The sequence below is a fragment of the Caulobacter sp. S45 genome, assembly GCF_903642205.1.
Taxonomy (GTDB): Bacteria; Pseudomonadota; Alphaproteobacteria; order Caulobacterales; family Caulobacteraceae; genus CAHJWH01.
Map to the genome: position 1 here is coordinate 42,612 of NZ_CAHJWH010000002.1, position 15,059 is coordinate 57,670.

General features: G+C 67.9%; 16 protein-coding genes and 1 tRNA gene. 7 read left to right on the forward strand and 10 right to left on the reverse strand.

The genetic code is table 11. From position 1 onward, the window contains the following. The first annotated feature begins 10 nt into the window (after positions 1 to 10). The 3 genes from HUV06_RS00570 (at position 11) to HUV06_RS00580 (ending at position 5,637) form a co-directional block, all read left to right on the forward strand. Positions 11 to 3,241, forward strand: a complete 3,231-nt coding sequence (locus tag HUV06_RS00570; RefSeq protein ID WP_174299324.1) for an efflux RND transporter permease subunit — start codon at positions 11 to 13, stop codon at positions 3,239 to 3,241. Further along, complete coding sequence (locus HUV06_RS00575; RefSeq protein WP_174299325.1) at positions 3,241 to 4,767, forward strand: efflux transporter outer membrane subunit; 1,527 nt, start codon at positions 3,241 to 3,243, stop codon at positions 4,765 to 4,767. Before HUV06_RS00570 ends, HUV06_RS00575 begins: the two co-directional genes overlap by 1 nt. Before the next feature lie 69 nt (positions 4,768 to 4,836). Next, positions 4,837 to 5,637, forward strand: coding sequence for a sterol desaturase family protein (locus tag HUV06_RS00580; protein ID WP_174299326.1), 801 nt, complete (start codon positions 4,837 to 4,839; stop codon positions 5,635 to 5,637). 48 nt (positions 5,638 to 5,685) lie between these two features. Here the strand turns inward: HUV06_RS00580 and HUV06_RS00585 are convergent, their stop codons facing one another. The 9 genes from HUV06_RS00585 to HUV06_RS00625 form a co-directional block, all read right to left on the reverse strand. Further along, positions 5,686 to 6,276, reverse strand: a complete 591-nt coding sequence (locus tag HUV06_RS00585; protein WP_174299327.1) for a glycine zipper 2TM domain-containing protein — start codon at positions 6,274 to 6,276, stop codon at positions 5,686 to 5,688. A 119-nt stretch (positions 6,277 to 6,395) separates the two neighbouring features. Next, the gene (locus tag HUV06_RS00590) at positions 6,396 to 6,587 is read right to left on the reverse strand and encodes a hypothetical protein (RefSeq protein ID WP_174299328.1); all 192 of its coding nucleotides are present in this window, start codon (positions 6,585 to 6,587) and stop codon (positions 6,396 to 6,398) included. A 96-nt stretch (positions 6,588 to 6,683) separates the two neighbouring features. Next, entirely contained in the window at positions 6,684 to 7,466 is a 783-nt protein-coding gene (locus tag HUV06_RS00595) for a succinate dehydrogenase iron-sulfur subunit (RefSeq protein ID WP_174299329.1), read from the reverse strand. A 9-nt stretch (positions 7,467 to 7,475) separates the two neighbouring features. Next, complete coding sequence (locus HUV06_RS00600) at positions 7,476 to 7,787, reverse strand: virulence factor (RefSeq protein WP_174299330.1); 312 nt, start codon at positions 7,785 to 7,787, stop codon at positions 7,476 to 7,478. 63 nt (positions 7,788 to 7,850) lie between these two features. Continuing rightward, complete coding sequence (gene sdhA, locus HUV06_RS00605; protein ID WP_174299331.1) at positions 7,851 to 9,641, reverse strand: succinate dehydrogenase flavoprotein subunit; 1,791 nt, start codon at positions 9,639 to 9,641, stop codon at positions 7,851 to 7,853. Between the two features lie 2 nt (positions 9,642 to 9,643). After that, a complete protein-coding gene (gene sdhD, locus HUV06_RS00610) occupies positions 9,644 to 10,045 on the reverse strand; it encodes a succinate dehydrogenase, hydrophobic membrane anchor protein (RefSeq protein ID WP_174299332.1) in 402 nt (133 codons plus the stop codon). Positions 10,046 to 10,048: 3 nt separating this feature from the next. Further along, the gene (gene sdhC, locus HUV06_RS00615; protein ID WP_174299333.1) at positions 10,049 to 10,474 is read right to left on the reverse strand and encodes a succinate dehydrogenase, cytochrome b556 subunit; all 426 of its coding nucleotides are present in this window, start codon (positions 10,472 to 10,474) and stop codon (positions 10,049 to 10,051) included. 130 nt (positions 10,475 to 10,604) lie between these two features. Continuing rightward, entirely contained in the window at positions 10,605 to 11,045 is a 441-nt protein-coding gene (gene mmcB, locus HUV06_RS00620; RefSeq protein ID WP_174299334.1) for a DNA repair putative endonuclease MmcB, read from the reverse strand. A 47-nt stretch (positions 11,046 to 11,092) separates the two neighbouring features. After that, on the reverse strand, positions 11,093 to 11,737 hold the full coding sequence (locus tag HUV06_RS00625; protein ID WP_174299335.1) for a lipocalin family protein: 645 nt from the start codon (positions 11,735 to 11,737) through the stop codon (positions 11,093 to 11,095). Between the two features lie 82 nt (positions 11,738 to 11,819). On the opposite strand from HUV06_RS00625, the gene HUV06_RS00630 reads away from it, so the two are divergent. Together HUV06_RS00630 and HUV06_RS00635 are read left to right on the forward strand one after the other, a co-directional pair. Then, the gene (locus HUV06_RS00630; protein WP_174299336.1) at positions 11,820 to 11,978 is read left to right on the forward strand and encodes a hypothetical protein; all 159 of its coding nucleotides are present in this window, start codon (positions 11,820 to 11,822) and stop codon (positions 11,976 to 11,978) included. Next, positions 11,975 to 13,558: a cryptochrome/photolyase family protein gene (locus tag HUV06_RS00635; RefSeq protein WP_254600803.1), complete on the forward strand. Its 1,584-nt coding sequence runs from the start codon at positions 11,975 to 11,977 to the stop codon at positions 13,556 to 13,558. The genes HUV06_RS00630 and HUV06_RS00635 overlap by 4 nt, the downstream gene beginning before the upstream one ends. 24 nt (positions 13,559 to 13,582) lie before the next feature. Here HUV06_RS00635 and HUV06_RS00640 read toward each other — a convergent pair whose 3' ends face one another. Beyond that, on the reverse strand, positions 13,583 to 13,837 hold the full coding sequence (locus tag HUV06_RS00640) for a zinc-finger domain-containing protein (RefSeq protein WP_174299337.1): 255 nt from the start codon (positions 13,835 to 13,837) through the stop codon (positions 13,583 to 13,585). 110 nt (positions 13,838 to 13,947) lie between these two features. Between HUV06_RS00640 and HUV06_RS00645 the strand changes: the two genes are divergently transcribed. Continuing rightward, positions 13,948 to 14,922, forward strand: a complete 975-nt coding sequence (locus tag HUV06_RS00645) for an ABC transporter ATP-binding protein (protein WP_174299338.1) — start codon at positions 13,948 to 13,950, stop codon at positions 14,920 to 14,922. A 59-nt stretch (positions 14,923 to 14,981) separates the two neighbouring features. Further along, positions 14,982 to 15,058, forward strand: a tRNA-Arg gene (locus HUV06_RS00650). Position 15,059 lies beyond the last annotated feature (1 nt).

Genomic DNA, 15,059 nt, shown 5'->3' on the forward strand with positions numbered 1-15,059 from the left:
CCCACGGGCGATGCGTTTTTCCCACTTCATGATCGACCGGCCGGTGTTCGCGGCCGTCATCGCCATCCTGATCACCCTGCTGGGCGCCATCGCCTACCCGAACCTGCCGGCCGCCCAGTACCCGGAGATCGTGCCGCCGACCGTCAACGTGACGCTGACCTATCCCGGCGCCTCGGCCGAGACCATCGCCGAGACCGTGGCCGACCCTCTCGAGGAACAGATCAACGGGGTGGAGGACATGATCTACATGTCCTCCCAGTCCACCGGCGACGGCAACCTGCAGATCACCGTCACCTTCAAGCTCGGCACCGACCTCGACAAGGCCCAGGAGCTTGTAGAGAACCGGGTCGACACCGCCAAGCCCCGCCTGCCCCAGGAGATCCAGTCCACCGGCATCACGGTGCGCAAGAGCTCGCCGGACATCCTGCTGGCGGTGCACATGTACTCGCCGGACAAGTCTCTGGACCAGCAGTACGTGGCCAACTACGTCACCCTGCAGGTCCAGAACCCCCTGTTGCGGCTGCCGGGCGTCGGCGACGTGTCGGTGCGTGCGGCGCGCGACTACTCCATCCGCATCTGGATCGACCCGGACAAGGCGGCGGCGCGCAACCTCACGGTGGACGACATCGTCACCCAGCTGAGGAACCACAACGTCCAGGTCGCCGCCGGCAACATCGGTTCGCCGCCTTTCGGGAACAATCCGGCCGCCTACCAGCTGCAGGTCCAGACCCAGGGCCGGCTGGTGACGCCTGCGGAGTTCGCCGACATCGTGCTGAAGCGCGACGACCAGGGGCGCATCACGCGCGTCTCGGACGTGGCGCGGGTGACGCTGGGCGCCGCCACCTACACCACCAACGCCTATCTCGGCATCCTCAAGGACGGCAAGCCGGACACCAACCCCGCCGCCGCCATCGGCATCCTGCAGCAGCCCGGCACCAATGCGCTGCAGGCCGCCGACGCCGTCATCAAGGAGATGGCGGAGCTGAAGAAGAGCTTCCCGCCGGGGCTCGACTACCAGATCATCTACAACCCCACCCAGTACATCAAGGACAGCATCACCGAGGTGCAGCGCACCCTGTTCGAGGCGCTGATCCTGGTGGTGGTGGTGGTGATCGTCTTCCTGCAGAGCTGGCGCGCGGCGATCATCCCGATCCTGGCCATCCCGGTCAGCCTGATCGGCACGCTGGCGGTGATGCTGGCGGCGGGGTTTTCGCTCAACAACCTGTCGCTGTTCGGCCTGGTGCTGGCCATCGGCATCGTGGTCGACGACGCCATTGTCGTGGTGGAGAACGTCGAGCGCCACCTCGAAGACGGCATGAGCCCCCCCGAAGCCGCCCATGCCACCATGGACGAGGTGGGCGGCGCCCTGGTCGCCATCGCGCTCGTGCTCTCGGCGGTGTTCATCCCCGCGGCCTTCATCAGCGGCATCTCGGGCCAGTTCTACCGCCAGTTCGCCCTGACCATCGCCACGGCCACCATCTTCTCCCTGATCGTGTCGCTGACCCTGTCCCCCGCCATGGCCGCCCTGCTGCTGAAGCCCAAGCACCAGCACGGCGGCAAGCGCGGGCCGGCCTGGATGCGGCCGTTCAGCGTCGGCGCGCAGACGTTCAACAAGGGCTTCGACCGGCTGAGCCGGGGCTACGGCAACCTGACACGGCGGTTGCTGCGCATGGCCGTGCTCATGCTGGTGATCTATGCCGGCCTGATCGCGCTGACCGTCTGGCGGATCGGGGCGACGCCCGTGGGCTTCATCCCGTCCCAGGACCAGGGCAATGTCATCATGGCGGCGAACCTGCCCAACGGATCCTCGCTGTCGCGAACCGACACCCTGATCCGCAAGACCATTCCTCTCGCGCTTGGATCCAAGGGCATGATCGGCGCATCCACCTATGCCGGGGTGGACGCCTCCACCCAGACCACCAACTCCGCCTCCGGACAGGCCTACCTGATCGAGGACAGCTTCGAGAACCGCCACAAGGCCCATGTCACGCTGAAGAGCATGATCGCCGACGAGCAGAAGCGGCTGCAGTCGATCCCCGGCGCCCAGATCCGCATCCTGCCGCCGCCGCCCGTACGCGGCATCGGCACTCAGGGCGGGGTGAAGATGATCATCGAGGACCGGAGCGGGAAGGCCAACTACAAGCAGCTGGAGCAGGTCGCCCAGGAGATGGTCGACGCCGTCAACCAGGACCCCAGCGTCACCGGCGCCTACGAGACCTTCAACACCAAGACTCCCCGCTTGCTGGCTAACATCGACCGGGTGAAGGCGGAGTACTTCGGCGTCAACGACAGTTCTGTCTTCAACACCCTGCAGACCTATCTGGGCTCAAGCTACATCAATGACTTCAACTACCTGAACCACACCTACGAGGTGTTCGCCCAGGCCGACACGCCCTACCGCATGGACGCCTCGGAAATCCAGCAGCTGCAGACCCGCACCAACAGCGGCGCGATGATGCCGCTGGGCGCGGTGATCGACGTCAAGCGCGTCACCGGTCCCTACCGCGTGCTGCGCTACCAGCTGTTCCCCGCCGCCGAGGTCCAGGCCAACACGCCCCCCGGCCGCTCCACCGGCCAGACCATGAAGGCGATGGAAGAGATCGCCACCCGCATCCTGCCCGAGGGCTACCACTATGAGTGGACCGAGCTGGCCTACCAGCAGGAAGCTGCCGGCAACACCGCAGGCCTGGTGTTCGTGCTGGCCGTGGTGCTGGTCTTCCTGCTGCTGGCGGCGCTGTACGAGAGCGTGACCATGCCGCTGGCGGTGATCCTGATCGTGCCCATGTGCCTGCTGGCCGCCATCACCGGCGTGAACATCATGGGGCTGGACAACAACATCCTGACCCAGATCGGCTTCATCGTACTGGTGGGCCTGGCCGCCAAGAACGCCATCCTGATCGTGGAGTTTGCGCGCCAGGGCGAGATCGAGCACGGACACGACCGCTACAAGGCCGCGACCGAAGCGGCCCGCACCCGCCTGCGTCCGATCCTGATGACCTCCTTCGCCTTCATTCTGGGCGTGGTGCCGCTGGCGTTTGCAAGCGGGGCCGGCGCGGAGCTGCGTCAGGCGCTGGGGGTCGCGGTGTTCTTCGGCATGATCGGGGTGACCGTGTTCGGCCTGATCTTCACCCCGGTCTTCTACACCGTGGCCCGCGCGCTCGGCGACCGCCTGCCCAAGCCCGCCAAGCCCCCGCCCGAGGCGCCCACCACCGGCGGCATGCCGACCGGGGCCGAGGTCTGATGCGCCAGCTCGCGCCTCGCCTCGCCGGCCTGCTCAGCTGTGCAGCCCTCACCGGCTGCGTGGTCGGTCCCAAGTACGTCCCGCCCTCCACACCCGCGCCCGACCAGCCGGGCGGCGGCAAGTTTGCGGCCAGCGCGCCGGACACCTCCACCGGGTCGCCCCTGCCGCCGGACTGGTGGCGGCTCTACAACGACGCCGCGCTCAACGACCTCGTTCAGGACGCCCTGCTCCACAACAACACGCTGAAGCAGTCCGCCGCCAACTTGGTGCAGGCGCGCGCCGCCCTGACGCTCGCCCGCTCCGCCCGCCTGCCCTCCACCAACCTCACCGGCAGCGCCCAGTACGGCGTCAGCGGCGATAGCCTCTTCGCGTCCGCGATCCGCAGCGGCGGCGACTCCGCCGGCAGCACCGCCTCGATCGTCCCGCCCGCACAAAGCTACTATTCCTACGGCCTGGACGTCTCCTACGAGGTGGATCTGTTCGGGCGTATAACCCGCACCATCCAGGCCGCCCGCGCCGACGCCCAGGCCCAGGCCGCAGCCCTCGACTACACCCGCGTCAGCGTCGCCGGCGAGACCACCCGGGCCTATGTCAACGCCTGCGCCTTCGGTCAGGAGGCCGAGGTCGCCCAGCGCGCGGTGGACGTGGTCCAGCAGACGCTCGCCGTCACCAAGGCGCAGCAGGCGGCCGGCGGCGTCGGCCAGCTCGAAGTGGTCCAGCAGCAGGGCCTGCTGCAGCAGGTCCAGGCCGACCAGCCGGCCTACGACGCCCAGCGCCGCAGCGCCTTGTTCCAATTGGCGGTGCTGACAGGCAAGCCCCCGGAAGCCATCTCCAAGGACGCCGATGCCTGCAAGGCCCCGCCGACGCTGAAGCAGCTGGTGCCGGTGGGCGACGGCCAGGCCCTGATCCGCCGCCGCCCGGACCTGCGCGAGGCCGAGCGGCAGCTGGCCGGTAACGTCGCCCGCATCGGCGTCGCCACCGCCGACCTCTACCCCACCATCACGATCGGCGGATCGGCAGCGGAGTCGGCCACCAAGCTCGGCAACCTGGCCTCCACCGGCGGCCTGAGCTATCTCATCGGCCCGCTGCTGAGCTGGAGTTTCCCCAACACCCTGGCGGTACAGGCGCAGATCCGGGAAGCGCGCGCCGCCGCCTCAGCCTCGCTGGCCAACTTCCAGCAGACCGTGCTGCAGGCGCTGCAGGACGTGGAGACCTCGCTCGTCGCCTACCAGGGCGAGCTTCGCCGCAACAAGTCGCTCAAGGGCGCCGACGACGCGCAGCGCCACGCCTTCGACCTCCAGCGCATCCGCTACCGCGAAGGCTCGGCCAGCTATCTCGACCTGCTGACCGCCGAAACCAACCTCGTCAACGCCGACCTGGCTCTGGCCGACTCCGACCAGGCGCTGGCCTCCGACCAGGTCACCGTGTTCAAGTCGCTCGGGGGCGGCTGGGAGCAGGCGCCGCCTGTCACGCCGCTGCCGATCCCGGACAGCAAGAAGGGCGACGCGGTCACCCCGGTCGCCTGAGCCGCTTTCAGCCATTCGTAAGTCGAAGGCGCGAAACTCGCCCGGTTCTTCGACGCCTCGGGTCACGTCATGCTGTTCGGCATCCTCCTCTCCGCCGCCGTGGCGCTGCTCGCCATGGGGCTGGTCCATGTGCTGGTGGAGCGGCGCTCTCCCGTCGCGCCGGTCCCGCCCAACCACCGGCTGCTGAATCTGGCGACCATGCTGGCCTGGCTTATGCTGAACGCTGCGGTCGGGCCGCTGCTGGTCGGCGCGGTCGCGGTCGGCGCGAACCGCCTTGGCGGTGGGATGATCGTCCTGTCCGACCACGGCTGGGGACTGGCCGCAGGCGCCTTTGCCTACGTTTTCGTCGCCGACGCCGGCGAGTACGGCTTCCACCGCCTGCAGCACACCGTTCCCTGGCTCTGGTCGCTGCACACCCTGCACCACAGCGAGCCGCACATAAACTCCACCTCCGGCGTGCTGCACCACTGGTCGGCGATGATCATGCGCACCGCCTTCGTCGCCTTGCCGCTCGGGCTGCTGTTCAGGGCGCCGGCGGCCGTCCTCTCGATCTATTTCCTGTCGACCCTCTACGTGCACTTCATGCACGCCAACTCCACGCTGGATTTCGGCCGGTTGTCCTGGCTGTTGTCCTCGCCCAGCTACCACCGCATCCATCACTCGGTGGAGCCGGAACACTATGACCGGAACTTCGCCTTCATCTTCCCGATCTACGACGTGGCCCTTGGCACCTACCGGCGGGCCCGGCCCGGCGAGCTCCCCGCCACGGGCCTGGAGGACGGTGACCGCCCCCACGACCTTCTGGAGGTGATGCTCTGGCCGGTGCGGCGTCGCTTGCGCCGATGGAATGGCTTGATCACCGCCCAATAGAAAGGGCCGCCACGACGGGCGGCCCTCCTGCCGGATGCGACGGCGAGATCAGTAGCCGTAGCTGGCTTCCCAGCGCAGGCTGCGGCCCACATAGTCGAGCTGCGACTGGACGTAGCCCTGCTGGTCCGGGGTCAGCTGGCCGTAGCGCTGGTAGTTGTTCCGCGCATAGCGGCGGACCTGGCTCAGGCGGGCATAGGCCTGCTGGGCCTCGCCTGGGCTGATCCGGCCGTTGGCGGACAGGCGGTTGATCCGCTGCTGCAGGAAATCGATGCGAGCCCTCACATCGGTCGGCGCACCGCGCCAGAACCCGCCGGCGCCGACAGGGCCGTAGGCCGGCGGCGGAGCACCGTAGCCCGGCTGGGGATAGTAATAGCCCGGAGGGCAGGGATCGTTGCGCTGTCCGGCGATCACGTTGCCGGCCACGCCACCGCCGACCGCGCCCAGAACCGCACCTTCACCGCGGGAGTGGCGGCCCGCCAGCACGCTGCCGAGCACGGCGCCCGCGCCCGCGCCGAGAACGGTGCCTTCCACCCGGCTGTTCTGGTTGGACTGCACGCACGCCGGGTTCGGCGGCTGGGCCAGGGCGGCGCTCGGCAGGACGGCCGCCATGGCCCCGGCCAGAATAAGCTTCTTCTTCATGTCTTGCCTCCGTCAGCACGCCTCCAGGGCGTGCAGCCTGTTTCGAATGGCGGGACGGTAGCCCCGCCAAGCTGAACCAGGGCTGACGACAGGGCTCACGCCTGCGTCAGCCCCGAGACTCAGCGGTGGTAGTGGCGGTGGGCCATGTAGTGACCGACCGCGCAGCCGCCCGCCGCGCCGACAAGGGCGTGGTGGCCGGCGAAATGGCCGGCGACGCCGCCGACCAGGGCGCCCTTCAGGCAGCCCCTCGCCTCGGCCGCGCCTGCGGTCAGGGCGAGTGCAGCGGTGGCGGCGATCAGGATGGTCTTCATGTGGGTTTCCTCAGATGGCGGTTGCTGAACGCAAAAGGCCAAGCTTGGGTCCCCCGCCGCCCAGCTTACCTGGCTGAGCGGGACCCGCCGGACGCGTTAAACCACGCGATCCACCAGCATGGCCTTGATCGAGGCGATCGCCTTGGCCGGGTTCAGCCCCTTCGGACACACCTGCGCGCAGTTCATGATGGTGTGGCAGCGATAGAGCTTGAACGGGTCTTCCAGGTAGTCGAGCCGCTCGCCCCGCGCCTCGTCGCGGCTGTCGGCCAGCCAGCGATAGGCCTGCAGCAGGGCGGCGGGACCCAGGTACTTCTCCTGGTTCCACCAGTAGCTCGGGCAGGACGTGGAGCAGCAGGCGCACATTATGCACTCGTACAGTCCGTCGACCAGGCCGCGGTCCTCCGGCGTCTGCACCCACTCCTTCTGAGGCTCGGGCGTGTCGGTGTGCAGCCAGGGTTCGATCGATTCGTACTGGGCGAAAAACAGCGTCAGGTCCGCCACCAGGTCCTTGATCACCGGCATGTGCGGCAGGGGCGAGATGGTGATCTCCTTGCCCGGAACGTCGGACCAGGCATGGGTGCAGGCCAAGGTATTACGGCCGCCCAGGTTGACCGAACAGGAGCCGCACACGCCCTCGCGGCAGGAGCGGCGGATCGCGAGGGTCGGGTCCACGGTGTTCTTGATGTGCAGGATCACGTCGAGCACCATCGGCCCGCAGGATCCGACATCCACGTCGTAGGTGTCCCAGCGCGGATTGGAATCCACTTCGGGATCGTAGCGATAGACCTTGAAGGTCTTGACCTTCTTGGCCCCCTCGGGCGCAGGGTGGTGTTTGCCCTTGGTAAGCTTGGAGTTCTTCGGAAGCGCGAATTCAGCCATGAGCGTGTCCTAAACCGTCCGGCGCCTGCGGCGCTTGCGATCGAGCACCGTCATCAGATCGTTGTTCTCTTCGATCCGCAGCATGCGGATGTCGCGTAATGACGGGACGAACCAATCGTATTCTTCCGCCAAATCCTGCACCACGGCGATGCAATCAGTCGCGTCGATCTCATCCAATGCGAAGTAAACCGAGCCCTGCTTGTTTTCGAACCCGTTGGCTTCCAGAAAGCGGCGCACATCAGAGTAAGCATTACGCCAGGAGTCGTTTTTATAGAGTTGCTCAAGCAACTCAGTGTTGAAGTCGAAGGTGATCGCGTACACGCGCTGCCGTCCTCGCGCCCTGTTATGCCCGAGACCAGCTGTAGCGATCGCCATCGTCCACCCTCAGTACACCCGCCTCTTAGGCGGAATGTACGACACGTCGTTGGTCATGGTGTAGGTGTGCACCGGGCGGTAGTCGATCGACACCTTGCCCGTGCCGGCATCCAGCCACGCCAAGGTGTGCTTCATCCACTCCGCATCGTTGCGATCCGGATAGTCGTCCCGGGCGTGGGCCCCTCTACTCTCCGGGCGGTTGACGGCGGAGTTCACCGTCACCGCCGCCTGGCCGATCAGGTTGTCGAATTCAAGCGTTTCCATCAGGTCGGTGTTCCAGATCATCCCGCGGTCGGTGGTGCGGATGTCGGCGACCTTGTCGTAGACGTCGGCGATGCGCTTGACGCCCTGCTGCAGGGTGTCGTCGATGCGGAACACCGCCACATCCTCCTGCATCGCCTTCTGCATCTCCATCCGAAGGGTCGAGGTCGGCGTGGAGCCGGAGGCGTTGCGGAAGCGGTCCAGCCGGGCGAGGTGGGGATCGGTAAGGCTGTCCGGGATGTCCCGCTGGGCCTCGCCGGGCTTGACGATCTCAGCCGCCCGCAGGCCCGCCGCGCGCCCGAACACCACAAGGTCGGTCAGCGAGTTGGAGCCCAGCCGGTTGGCGCCGTGGATGGAGACGCAGGCGGCCTCGCCCACCGCCATCAGGCCAGGCACCACGTGGTCGTTGTCCTCGCCGACCTTGGTGAGCACCTCGCCGTGGTAGTTCGCCGGAATGCCGCCCATGTTGTAGTGGACGGTCGGAAGGACCGGGATCGGCTCCTTGGTGACGTCCACGCCGGCGAAGATGCGCGCGGACTCCGAGATGCCGGGCAGCCGCTCGTGGATCACCGCAGGATCGAGGTGGTCCAGGTGCAGGAAGATGTGGTCCTTGTTCGGACCGACGCCGCGCCCTTCCTTGATCTCCACCGTCATCGAGCGGCTGACCACGTCGCGTGACGCCAAGTCCTTGGCCGAAGGGGCGTAGCGCTCCATGAAGCGCTCCCCCTCCGAATTGGTCAGGTAACCGCCCTCGCCCCGCACGCCCTCGGTGATCAGCACGCCGGCGCCATAGATCCCCGTGGGGTGGAACTGCACGAACTCCATGTCCTGCAGCGGAAGCCCCGCCCGCAGGATCATGGCGTTGCCGTCGCCGGTGCAGGTGTGGGCCGAGGTGCAGGAGAGATAGGCCCGGCCGTAGCCGCCGGTGGCCAGGATCACCAGTTGGGCGGAGAAGCGATGCAGGGTGCCGTCGTCCAGCTTCCACGCGGTGACGCCGCGGCAGGCCCCCTCGTCCATGATCAGGTCGAGCGCGAAATACTCGGTGAAGAACTCCACCGAGCGGCGCAGCGACTGGCCGTAGAGGGTGTGCAGGATGGCGTGGCCGGTGCGGTCGGCGGCGGCGCAGGTGCGCTGGATCGGCCCCTCGCCGAAGTTCTTGGTCATGCCGCCGAAGGCGCGCTGATAGATCTTGCCCTCGTCGGTGCGGGAGAAGGGCACGCCCCAGTGCTCCAGCTCATAGACGGCGGCCGGGGCGTTGCGGGTCAGGTATTCGATGGCGTCCTGGTCGCCGAGCCAGTCGGAGCCCTTGACGGTGTCGTACATGTGCCAGCGCCAGTCGTCCGCGCCCATGTTGCCCAGCGAGGCGGAGATGCCGCCCTGGGCCGCCACAGTGTGCGATCGCGTCGGGAAAACTTTGGAGACGCAGGCGGTCTTCAGGCCGGCCTGCGCGCAGCCGAGGGCGGCGCGGAGGCCGGAGCCGCCTGCCCCGACCACCACCACGTCGTAGACGTGGTCGACGAACTTATAGGCCGAGGCCATGACTAGTGGGCTCCTACGCCCAGCAGGGCGACTTTCAGGACGGAGAACACCCCGATCGCCGCGGCCAGCCAGCACAGGCCGGAATTCAGCAGCAGCAGGGGGAGTTTGCGGTTGGGGATGTGAATGTAGTCTTCGATGATCACCTGCATTCCCATTTTCATATGGAGTGCGGAGACGAAGATCAGAAGGGCCGCCATCACCGCGTTGACCGGCGACTGCAAGAAGCCGACCGCGCCCGCATAGCCGCCTTGCCCGAGCTTGACCCCCGCATAGACCGCCCAGAGCGTCAGGGGCACGAGCGCCACCGAGGTGGCGCGCTCGCTGATGAAGCGGCCGACGCCCTCATGGGCGCTGCCGAGGCCCCGGGCGCGCGAGAGCGGGGTGCGGAGGGAGGATTGCGCCATGGCTCAGGACCTCGTCATCAGCGCTAGGGCGAATACCGCGATCCCCGCCACGATGGCGAAGCCGAAGCAGAGCCAGGCGGTGATGTTGGCGGTGGTGGGCAGGAAGCCCTTGCCGCTGTCGAAGGCGAGGTGCCGCACGCCCGCCGCCAGATGGTAGAAGTTCGCCACCGTGATCCCGAACAGCACCAGCAGCCCGATCGGCGAGCCGAGCACGCCGGCGAATGCGGTGTAGGCTCCCGGCCCCGCCGCGAGCGACAGCGCCAGGCCGACCACGATCAGCAGGCCGACATAGAGCGCGCCCCCGCTCACCCGCGTGGCGATGGAGGCGGCCATGGTGACGTGCCACCGCCAGACCTGGAGGTGCGGCGACATGGGGCGCGCGCGCACCGCCGTCCCGGGTCCCCTGGCGTCCGCCTTGACCTGGCTCATCCGCGCCCTTTCGCACCTGCAACGGGGCCGCTTTTAAACCCGCCCCCCCTCAAGTCAACGAAAGCCCCCAGGTTGTGGCTCTTCGGCAACATGGGTTACGATCCCGTCGCCACGCTTGACTTGCTGCGGGTCAGACCGGGGCCGCCAGGCTCCGTGAAGCGGCCAGACGGGCGAAGGCGAGGGTCAGCGCCTTGCGCCGGGCGCCGACCAGCGGCGTGAGCGGCGCTTCGGTCAGGATGGCCCCGCCGAACCCGTCGGCAACGATCACGCCGGGGCCCTCCGGCAGGACGGCGCGGGGGAACTCGGGCGCCACGGCGAAGTAGAAGGCATCGCAGTAGGGCCGGTATTCGCGCCACTTCTGGTCGGCGCGGAAGTCCTCGAGCGAGGACTTGACCTCCACGATGACGACCTCGCCGCGGGGTCCCAGCGCCATGACGTCGGCGCGCCGGCCGTTCGGCAGCGGCGCCTCCAGCAGGGGCGCATAGCCGAGCTGGGCCATCAGCCGAGCCGCGCCGCGGGTGACCTGCCCCGTGATCTCAGGCCGGCAGACGATCTTGGCGACAAGGCTCACCCCGCCAGAATGTTCCGCCTTCGTTCGTTGTCAAGCCGTAGAGCCGGCTACGCCCCCTTGTCGTAGATCAGCTTGGAGGTGTCGTAGCCCAGCGACCTGGCGCGGGCGACGAGAGCCGCCTTGTGGGCCTGCAGGTCGGGGGTCCGGCTGAACAGCCAGAGGTATTTGCCGGTCGGCTCTCCCAGCACCACCCAGCTGTTGTCGGGTGCATAGTCCAGCACCCAGTAATCCTTCGAGATGAAGGCGAAGAAGGTCAGGCGGAACTTGGCGTTGGTGCCGGGGTCGAGCACCTTCATCATCGGGTGGTACAGCTTGGGCGGTCCCTTGGCGTGGAGACAGGCGTCCACGACCTTAAAGCCGCCGTCCTCGGCGGGGGTGTAGGTCACCTGGGCGTCGACGCACTCCTCCTCGATCTTGTTGTGCAGTCGGGCCACCTCGTACCAACGGCCGGCGTACTTCTGCAGGTCGATGGGCCTGGCCGGTTCGGGCGCCGCCGCGATCAGGGCGAGCCAGAGCGGTGCGAGGACGGCGACGAGGGTGACGGTGCGCATCGGCTTCAATCTTCGGGCTGGAACTGCAAGGGCCTGGAAAACTGCAAGGGCCTGAAACAGGTCTATGTTCGGCCATTTGGGCGAGATGGCGGCGAGCGCGGACAGCCGCTCCCGACGCCGCTCGCGGGCGCACGGGATCATGGCCGCCCCGCCGAGAGCTTGTCAAAGCGCCAGGAACACCGGCCGGGTCGCAGCGCTTCTCCCTGCAACCGAGGAGGACGCCATGCCCGACGCCGAGACGCCCGACGCCAACAAGGAAGCCCGCGACGACGCGGCGGGGAAGACCCCTGAGCAGCAGGCCAAGGAAGGCAAGGCGTTCCTCGAGGACGAACGCAAGCGCGAGCTGCCGAAGGACAACTGGCCAGGCAAGGGCGAGCATTGAGGTCAGGCGACGGGCCCGGCGCCTCTCCTCCGCAGACCCAGGGGTCGCTCCGGCTGGTCCTGGGCGACCAGATCAGCGACGGGCGGCTGTCCTCCCTGCGTGATCTCGACCCCCGGCGGGACGTGGTGCTGCTGGCCGAGGTGATGAGCGAGGCCAGCTATGTCCGCCATCACAAGCAGAAGTTCGCCCTGGTCTTCTCGGGCATGCGCCAGTTCGCCGACCGGCTGAGGGACCAGGGCGCGGTGGTGCGATACGTGCGGCTGGACGACCCCGCCAACACCCACAGCCTGAACGGCGAGGTGCTGCGCGCCCTGGAGGACCAGCCATTCGGGCGGGTGGTGGTCACCGAGCCCGGCGAGTGGCGCCTGGTCCAAGCTTTCGACGAGCTGGCCCACGTGGCGGCCGTGCCGGTGGAGATGAGGCCCGACGACCGCTTCATCTGCTCGCGCGCCGAGTTCGAGGCCTGGGCCAATGACGGCCGCGGCGAGCTGCGCATGGAGTTCTTCTACCGCCTGATGCGCCGCAAGACCGGCCTGCTGATGGACGGCGACAAGCCCACCGGCGGCCGCTGGAACTTCGACGCGGAGAACCGCAAGCGCCTGCCCAAGGGCAAGGCGATTCCCCCGCGTCACATGATCGAGCCGAACGGGCTCACCCGCCAGGTCATGGGCGAGATGGCCGCCCGCTTTCCGGACAATTTCGGGACCATGGAAGGCTTCAACTTTCCCACCAACCCGCAGGAGGCCGAGGCGGCGCTGGACCACTTCATCACCCGCCACCTGCCGGAGTTCGGCGACTGGCAGGACTTCATGAAGTCGGGCGAGCCCTGGATGTGGCACGCCCACATCTCGGCCGGCATGAACCTGGGGCTGATCGATCCCCTGGACGCCTGCCGCCGGGCGGAGGCCGAATACCGCGCCGGCCGTGCGCCGGTGAACGCGGTGGAGGGCTTCGTCCGCCAGATCCTGGGCTGGCGCGAATACGTGCGCGGCGTCTACTGGCTGAAGGGGCCGGACTACAGGACGACCAACGCGCTGCAGGCCGACCGCCGCCTGCCCTGGTCCTACTGGTCGGCCGAGACCAGGATGGCCTGCGTGGCCGACGTGGTGGCGGTGACCCGCGACCACGCCTACGCCCACCACATCCAGCGGCTGATGGTGACCGGCAACCTGGCCATGCTGCTGGGCGTGCACCCCGACGAGATCAACGACTGGTACATGGTCGTCTATGCCGACGCCTACGAATGGGTGGAGCTGCCCAACACCCACGGCATGGCCACCTTCGCCGACGGGGGCGTCATGAGCTCCAAGCCTTATGCGGGGTCGGGCGCCTACATCAACCGCATGTCGGACTATTGCGGGGGCTGCGCCTATGACGTGAAGGACCGGCTCGGGGACAACGCCTGCCCGTTCAACGCCCTCTATTGGGATTTTCTGATCCGCAACCGGGCGCGTCTCGGCGCCAATCCTCGCATGAGCATCCCCTACGCCGCCGTGGATCGCATGGGGGCGGACGACGTGGAGGCGATCGGGCGAAAGGCGGAAAGCCTGAAGGAGAAGTTGGGCGCGACACGGCGCTAATCCAGGCCTCCAACCCAGACGCCCTCAGGCCTCCGGCGTGTCCTCCGCATCGTAGGCGCCGGGATCGAGCCGCTCATCCTCCCCGTGCGCAGGGTCGGAGAGCACGAAGCGCCGGTCGCAGTAGCCGCACTCCACAAAGCCCTTGGCGCCCATCTCCAGATAGACCCGGGGATGGCCGAGCGCGCCGCCGACGCCGTCGCAGCTCACCCGGTGGGTGTCCACCATGACCACCTCCGGCGGTCCGGGCGCGGCGGTGGCCAGGGTTGAGGACAGGGACATGGACCGGAGCTCCAGCTTGGCAAGGCGGGCCGCGCCGCCTACCTATGCACCGGGCCTGGACGCGTCAACGAACCGACCGCCCGCCGCTCCCAAGGATCGTCAAGCCCCGCATGAGCGCTCCCGCCGCAGCCCCCGAGTTCGCCCTCCAGGCCGAGGGGCTGGTCAAGACCTATCCCGCCAGCAAGATGACGCCGGAAAAGACGGCGCTGCGCGGCATCGACCTGGCCATCCCGCGGGGCTCTATCTTCGGGCTGCTGGGGCCGAATGGGGCGGGCAAGTCCACCTTTATCAACATCTTGGCCGGGATGGTGAACAAAACGGCCGGCAAGGTGCGCATCTGGGGCATGGACATCGATGTCCAGCCCAGGACGGCCCGCGGAGCCATCGGCGTCGTGCACCAGGAGATCGTGTCGGACGTCTTCTTCACCCCACGCGAGGCGCTGGAGGTCCAGGCCGGGTTCTACGGCGTCAGGAAGGCCGACCGCAAGACGGACGAAATCCTGGCCAGCCTGGGTCTGACCGACAAGGCCGACGCCTATGTGCGCCAGCTCTCCGGCGGCATGAAGCGGCGGCTGATGGTGGCCAAGGCGATGGTCCACTCCCCGCCCATCCTGATCCTGGACGAGCCCACCGCAGGCGTCGACGTGGAGCTCCGCCGCCAGCTGTGGGAGCGGGTGCAGGCGCTGAACGCGCTCGGCGTCACCATCGTGCTGACCACCCACTATCTTGAGGAGGCCCAGGCCCTGTGCGACCAGATCGCCATCGTCAACCGGGGCGTGGTGGTCGCCTGCGAGCCGACCCCCCAGCTGCTCCGCCGCCTGGACACCCGATCCGTGGTCATCGTCCCGGTCCTCCCTCTTGAAGCTGCGCCCCTGCTGGACGGGTTCGACGCCGACCTGCGTCCCGACGGGCGGCTGGCCGTGACCTACAAGAGCGAGCAGTCCAGCGTCGAGGCGGTGTTGGCTGCGGTCCGCGCCGCGGGGGTGCAGATCCGCGATCTGACCACCGAGCAGCCGGACCTGGAGGACGTGTTCCTCTCCCTCACCTACGGCGACGTCGCCGAGCTGAGCCCCACCCGTTTCTGACGCCCGCCGCCCGTTGCGCCCCCGGGTCGCCTCGTCTAGGTTCGAGGTCCCGCGCATCTGCACTCGTAGCTCAGCTGGATAGAGCGCTGCCCTCCGAAGGCAGAGGTCACAGGTTCGAATCCTGTCGAGTGCGCCAG

What these genes read in the sequence shown, in the direction of transcription:
- HUV06_RS00625 (WP_174299335.1), bottom strand. Translation starts at nt 11,737, where the DNA reads ATGATCCCGTGCGCCCGCGAGCGGCGTCGGGAGCGGCTGTCCGCGCTC.
- HUV06_RS00595 (WP_174299329.1), bottom strand. Translation starts at nt 7,466, where the DNA reads ATGGCTGAATTCGCGCTTCCGAAGAACTCCAAGCTTACCAAGGGCAAA.
- sdhD (WP_174299332.1), bottom strand. Translation starts at nt 10,045, where the DNA reads ATGGCGCAATCCTCCCTCCGCACCCCGCTCTCGCGCGCCCGGGGCCTC.
- HUV06_RS00645 (WP_174299338.1), top strand. Translation starts at nt 13,948, where the DNA reads ATGAGCGCTCCCGCCGCAGCCCCCGAGTTCGCCCTCCAGGCCGAGGGG.
- HUV06_RS00575 (WP_174299325.1), top strand. Translation starts at nt 3,241, where the DNA reads ATGCGCCAGCTCGCGCCTCGCCTCGCCGGCCTGCTCAGCTGTGCAGCC.
- HUV06_RS00640 (WP_174299337.1), bottom strand. Translation starts at nt 13,837, where the DNA reads ATGTCCCTGTCCTCAACCCTGGCCACCGCCGCGCCCGGACCGCCGGAG.
- HUV06_RS00585 (WP_174299327.1), bottom strand. Translation starts at nt 6,276, where the DNA reads ATGAAGAAGAAGCTTATTCTGGCCGGGGCCATGGCGGCCGTCCTGCCG.
- sdhC (WP_174299333.1), bottom strand. Translation starts at nt 10,474, where the DNA reads ATGAGCCAGGTCAAGGCGGACGCCAGGGGACCCGGGACGGCGGTGCGC.
- HUV06_RS00590 (WP_174299328.1), bottom strand. Translation starts at nt 6,587, where the DNA reads ATGAAGACCATCCTGATCGCCGCCACCGCTGCACTCGCCCTGACCGCA.
- HUV06_RS00580 (WP_174299326.1), top strand. Translation starts at nt 4,837, where the DNA reads ATGCTGTTCGGCATCCTCCTCTCCGCCGCCGTGGCGCTGCTCGCCATG.
- HUV06_RS00630 (WP_174299336.1), top strand. Translation starts at nt 11,820, where the DNA reads ATGCCCGACGCCGAGACGCCCGACGCCAACAAGGAAGCCCGCGACGAC.
- HUV06_RS00570 (WP_174299324.1), top strand. Translation starts at nt 11, where the DNA reads ATGCGTTTTTCCCACTTCATGATCGACCGGCCGGTGTTCGCGGCCGTC.
- sdhA (WP_174299331.1), bottom strand. Translation starts at nt 9,641, where the DNA reads ATGGCCTCGGCCTATAAGTTCGTCGACCACGTCTACGACGTGGTGGTG.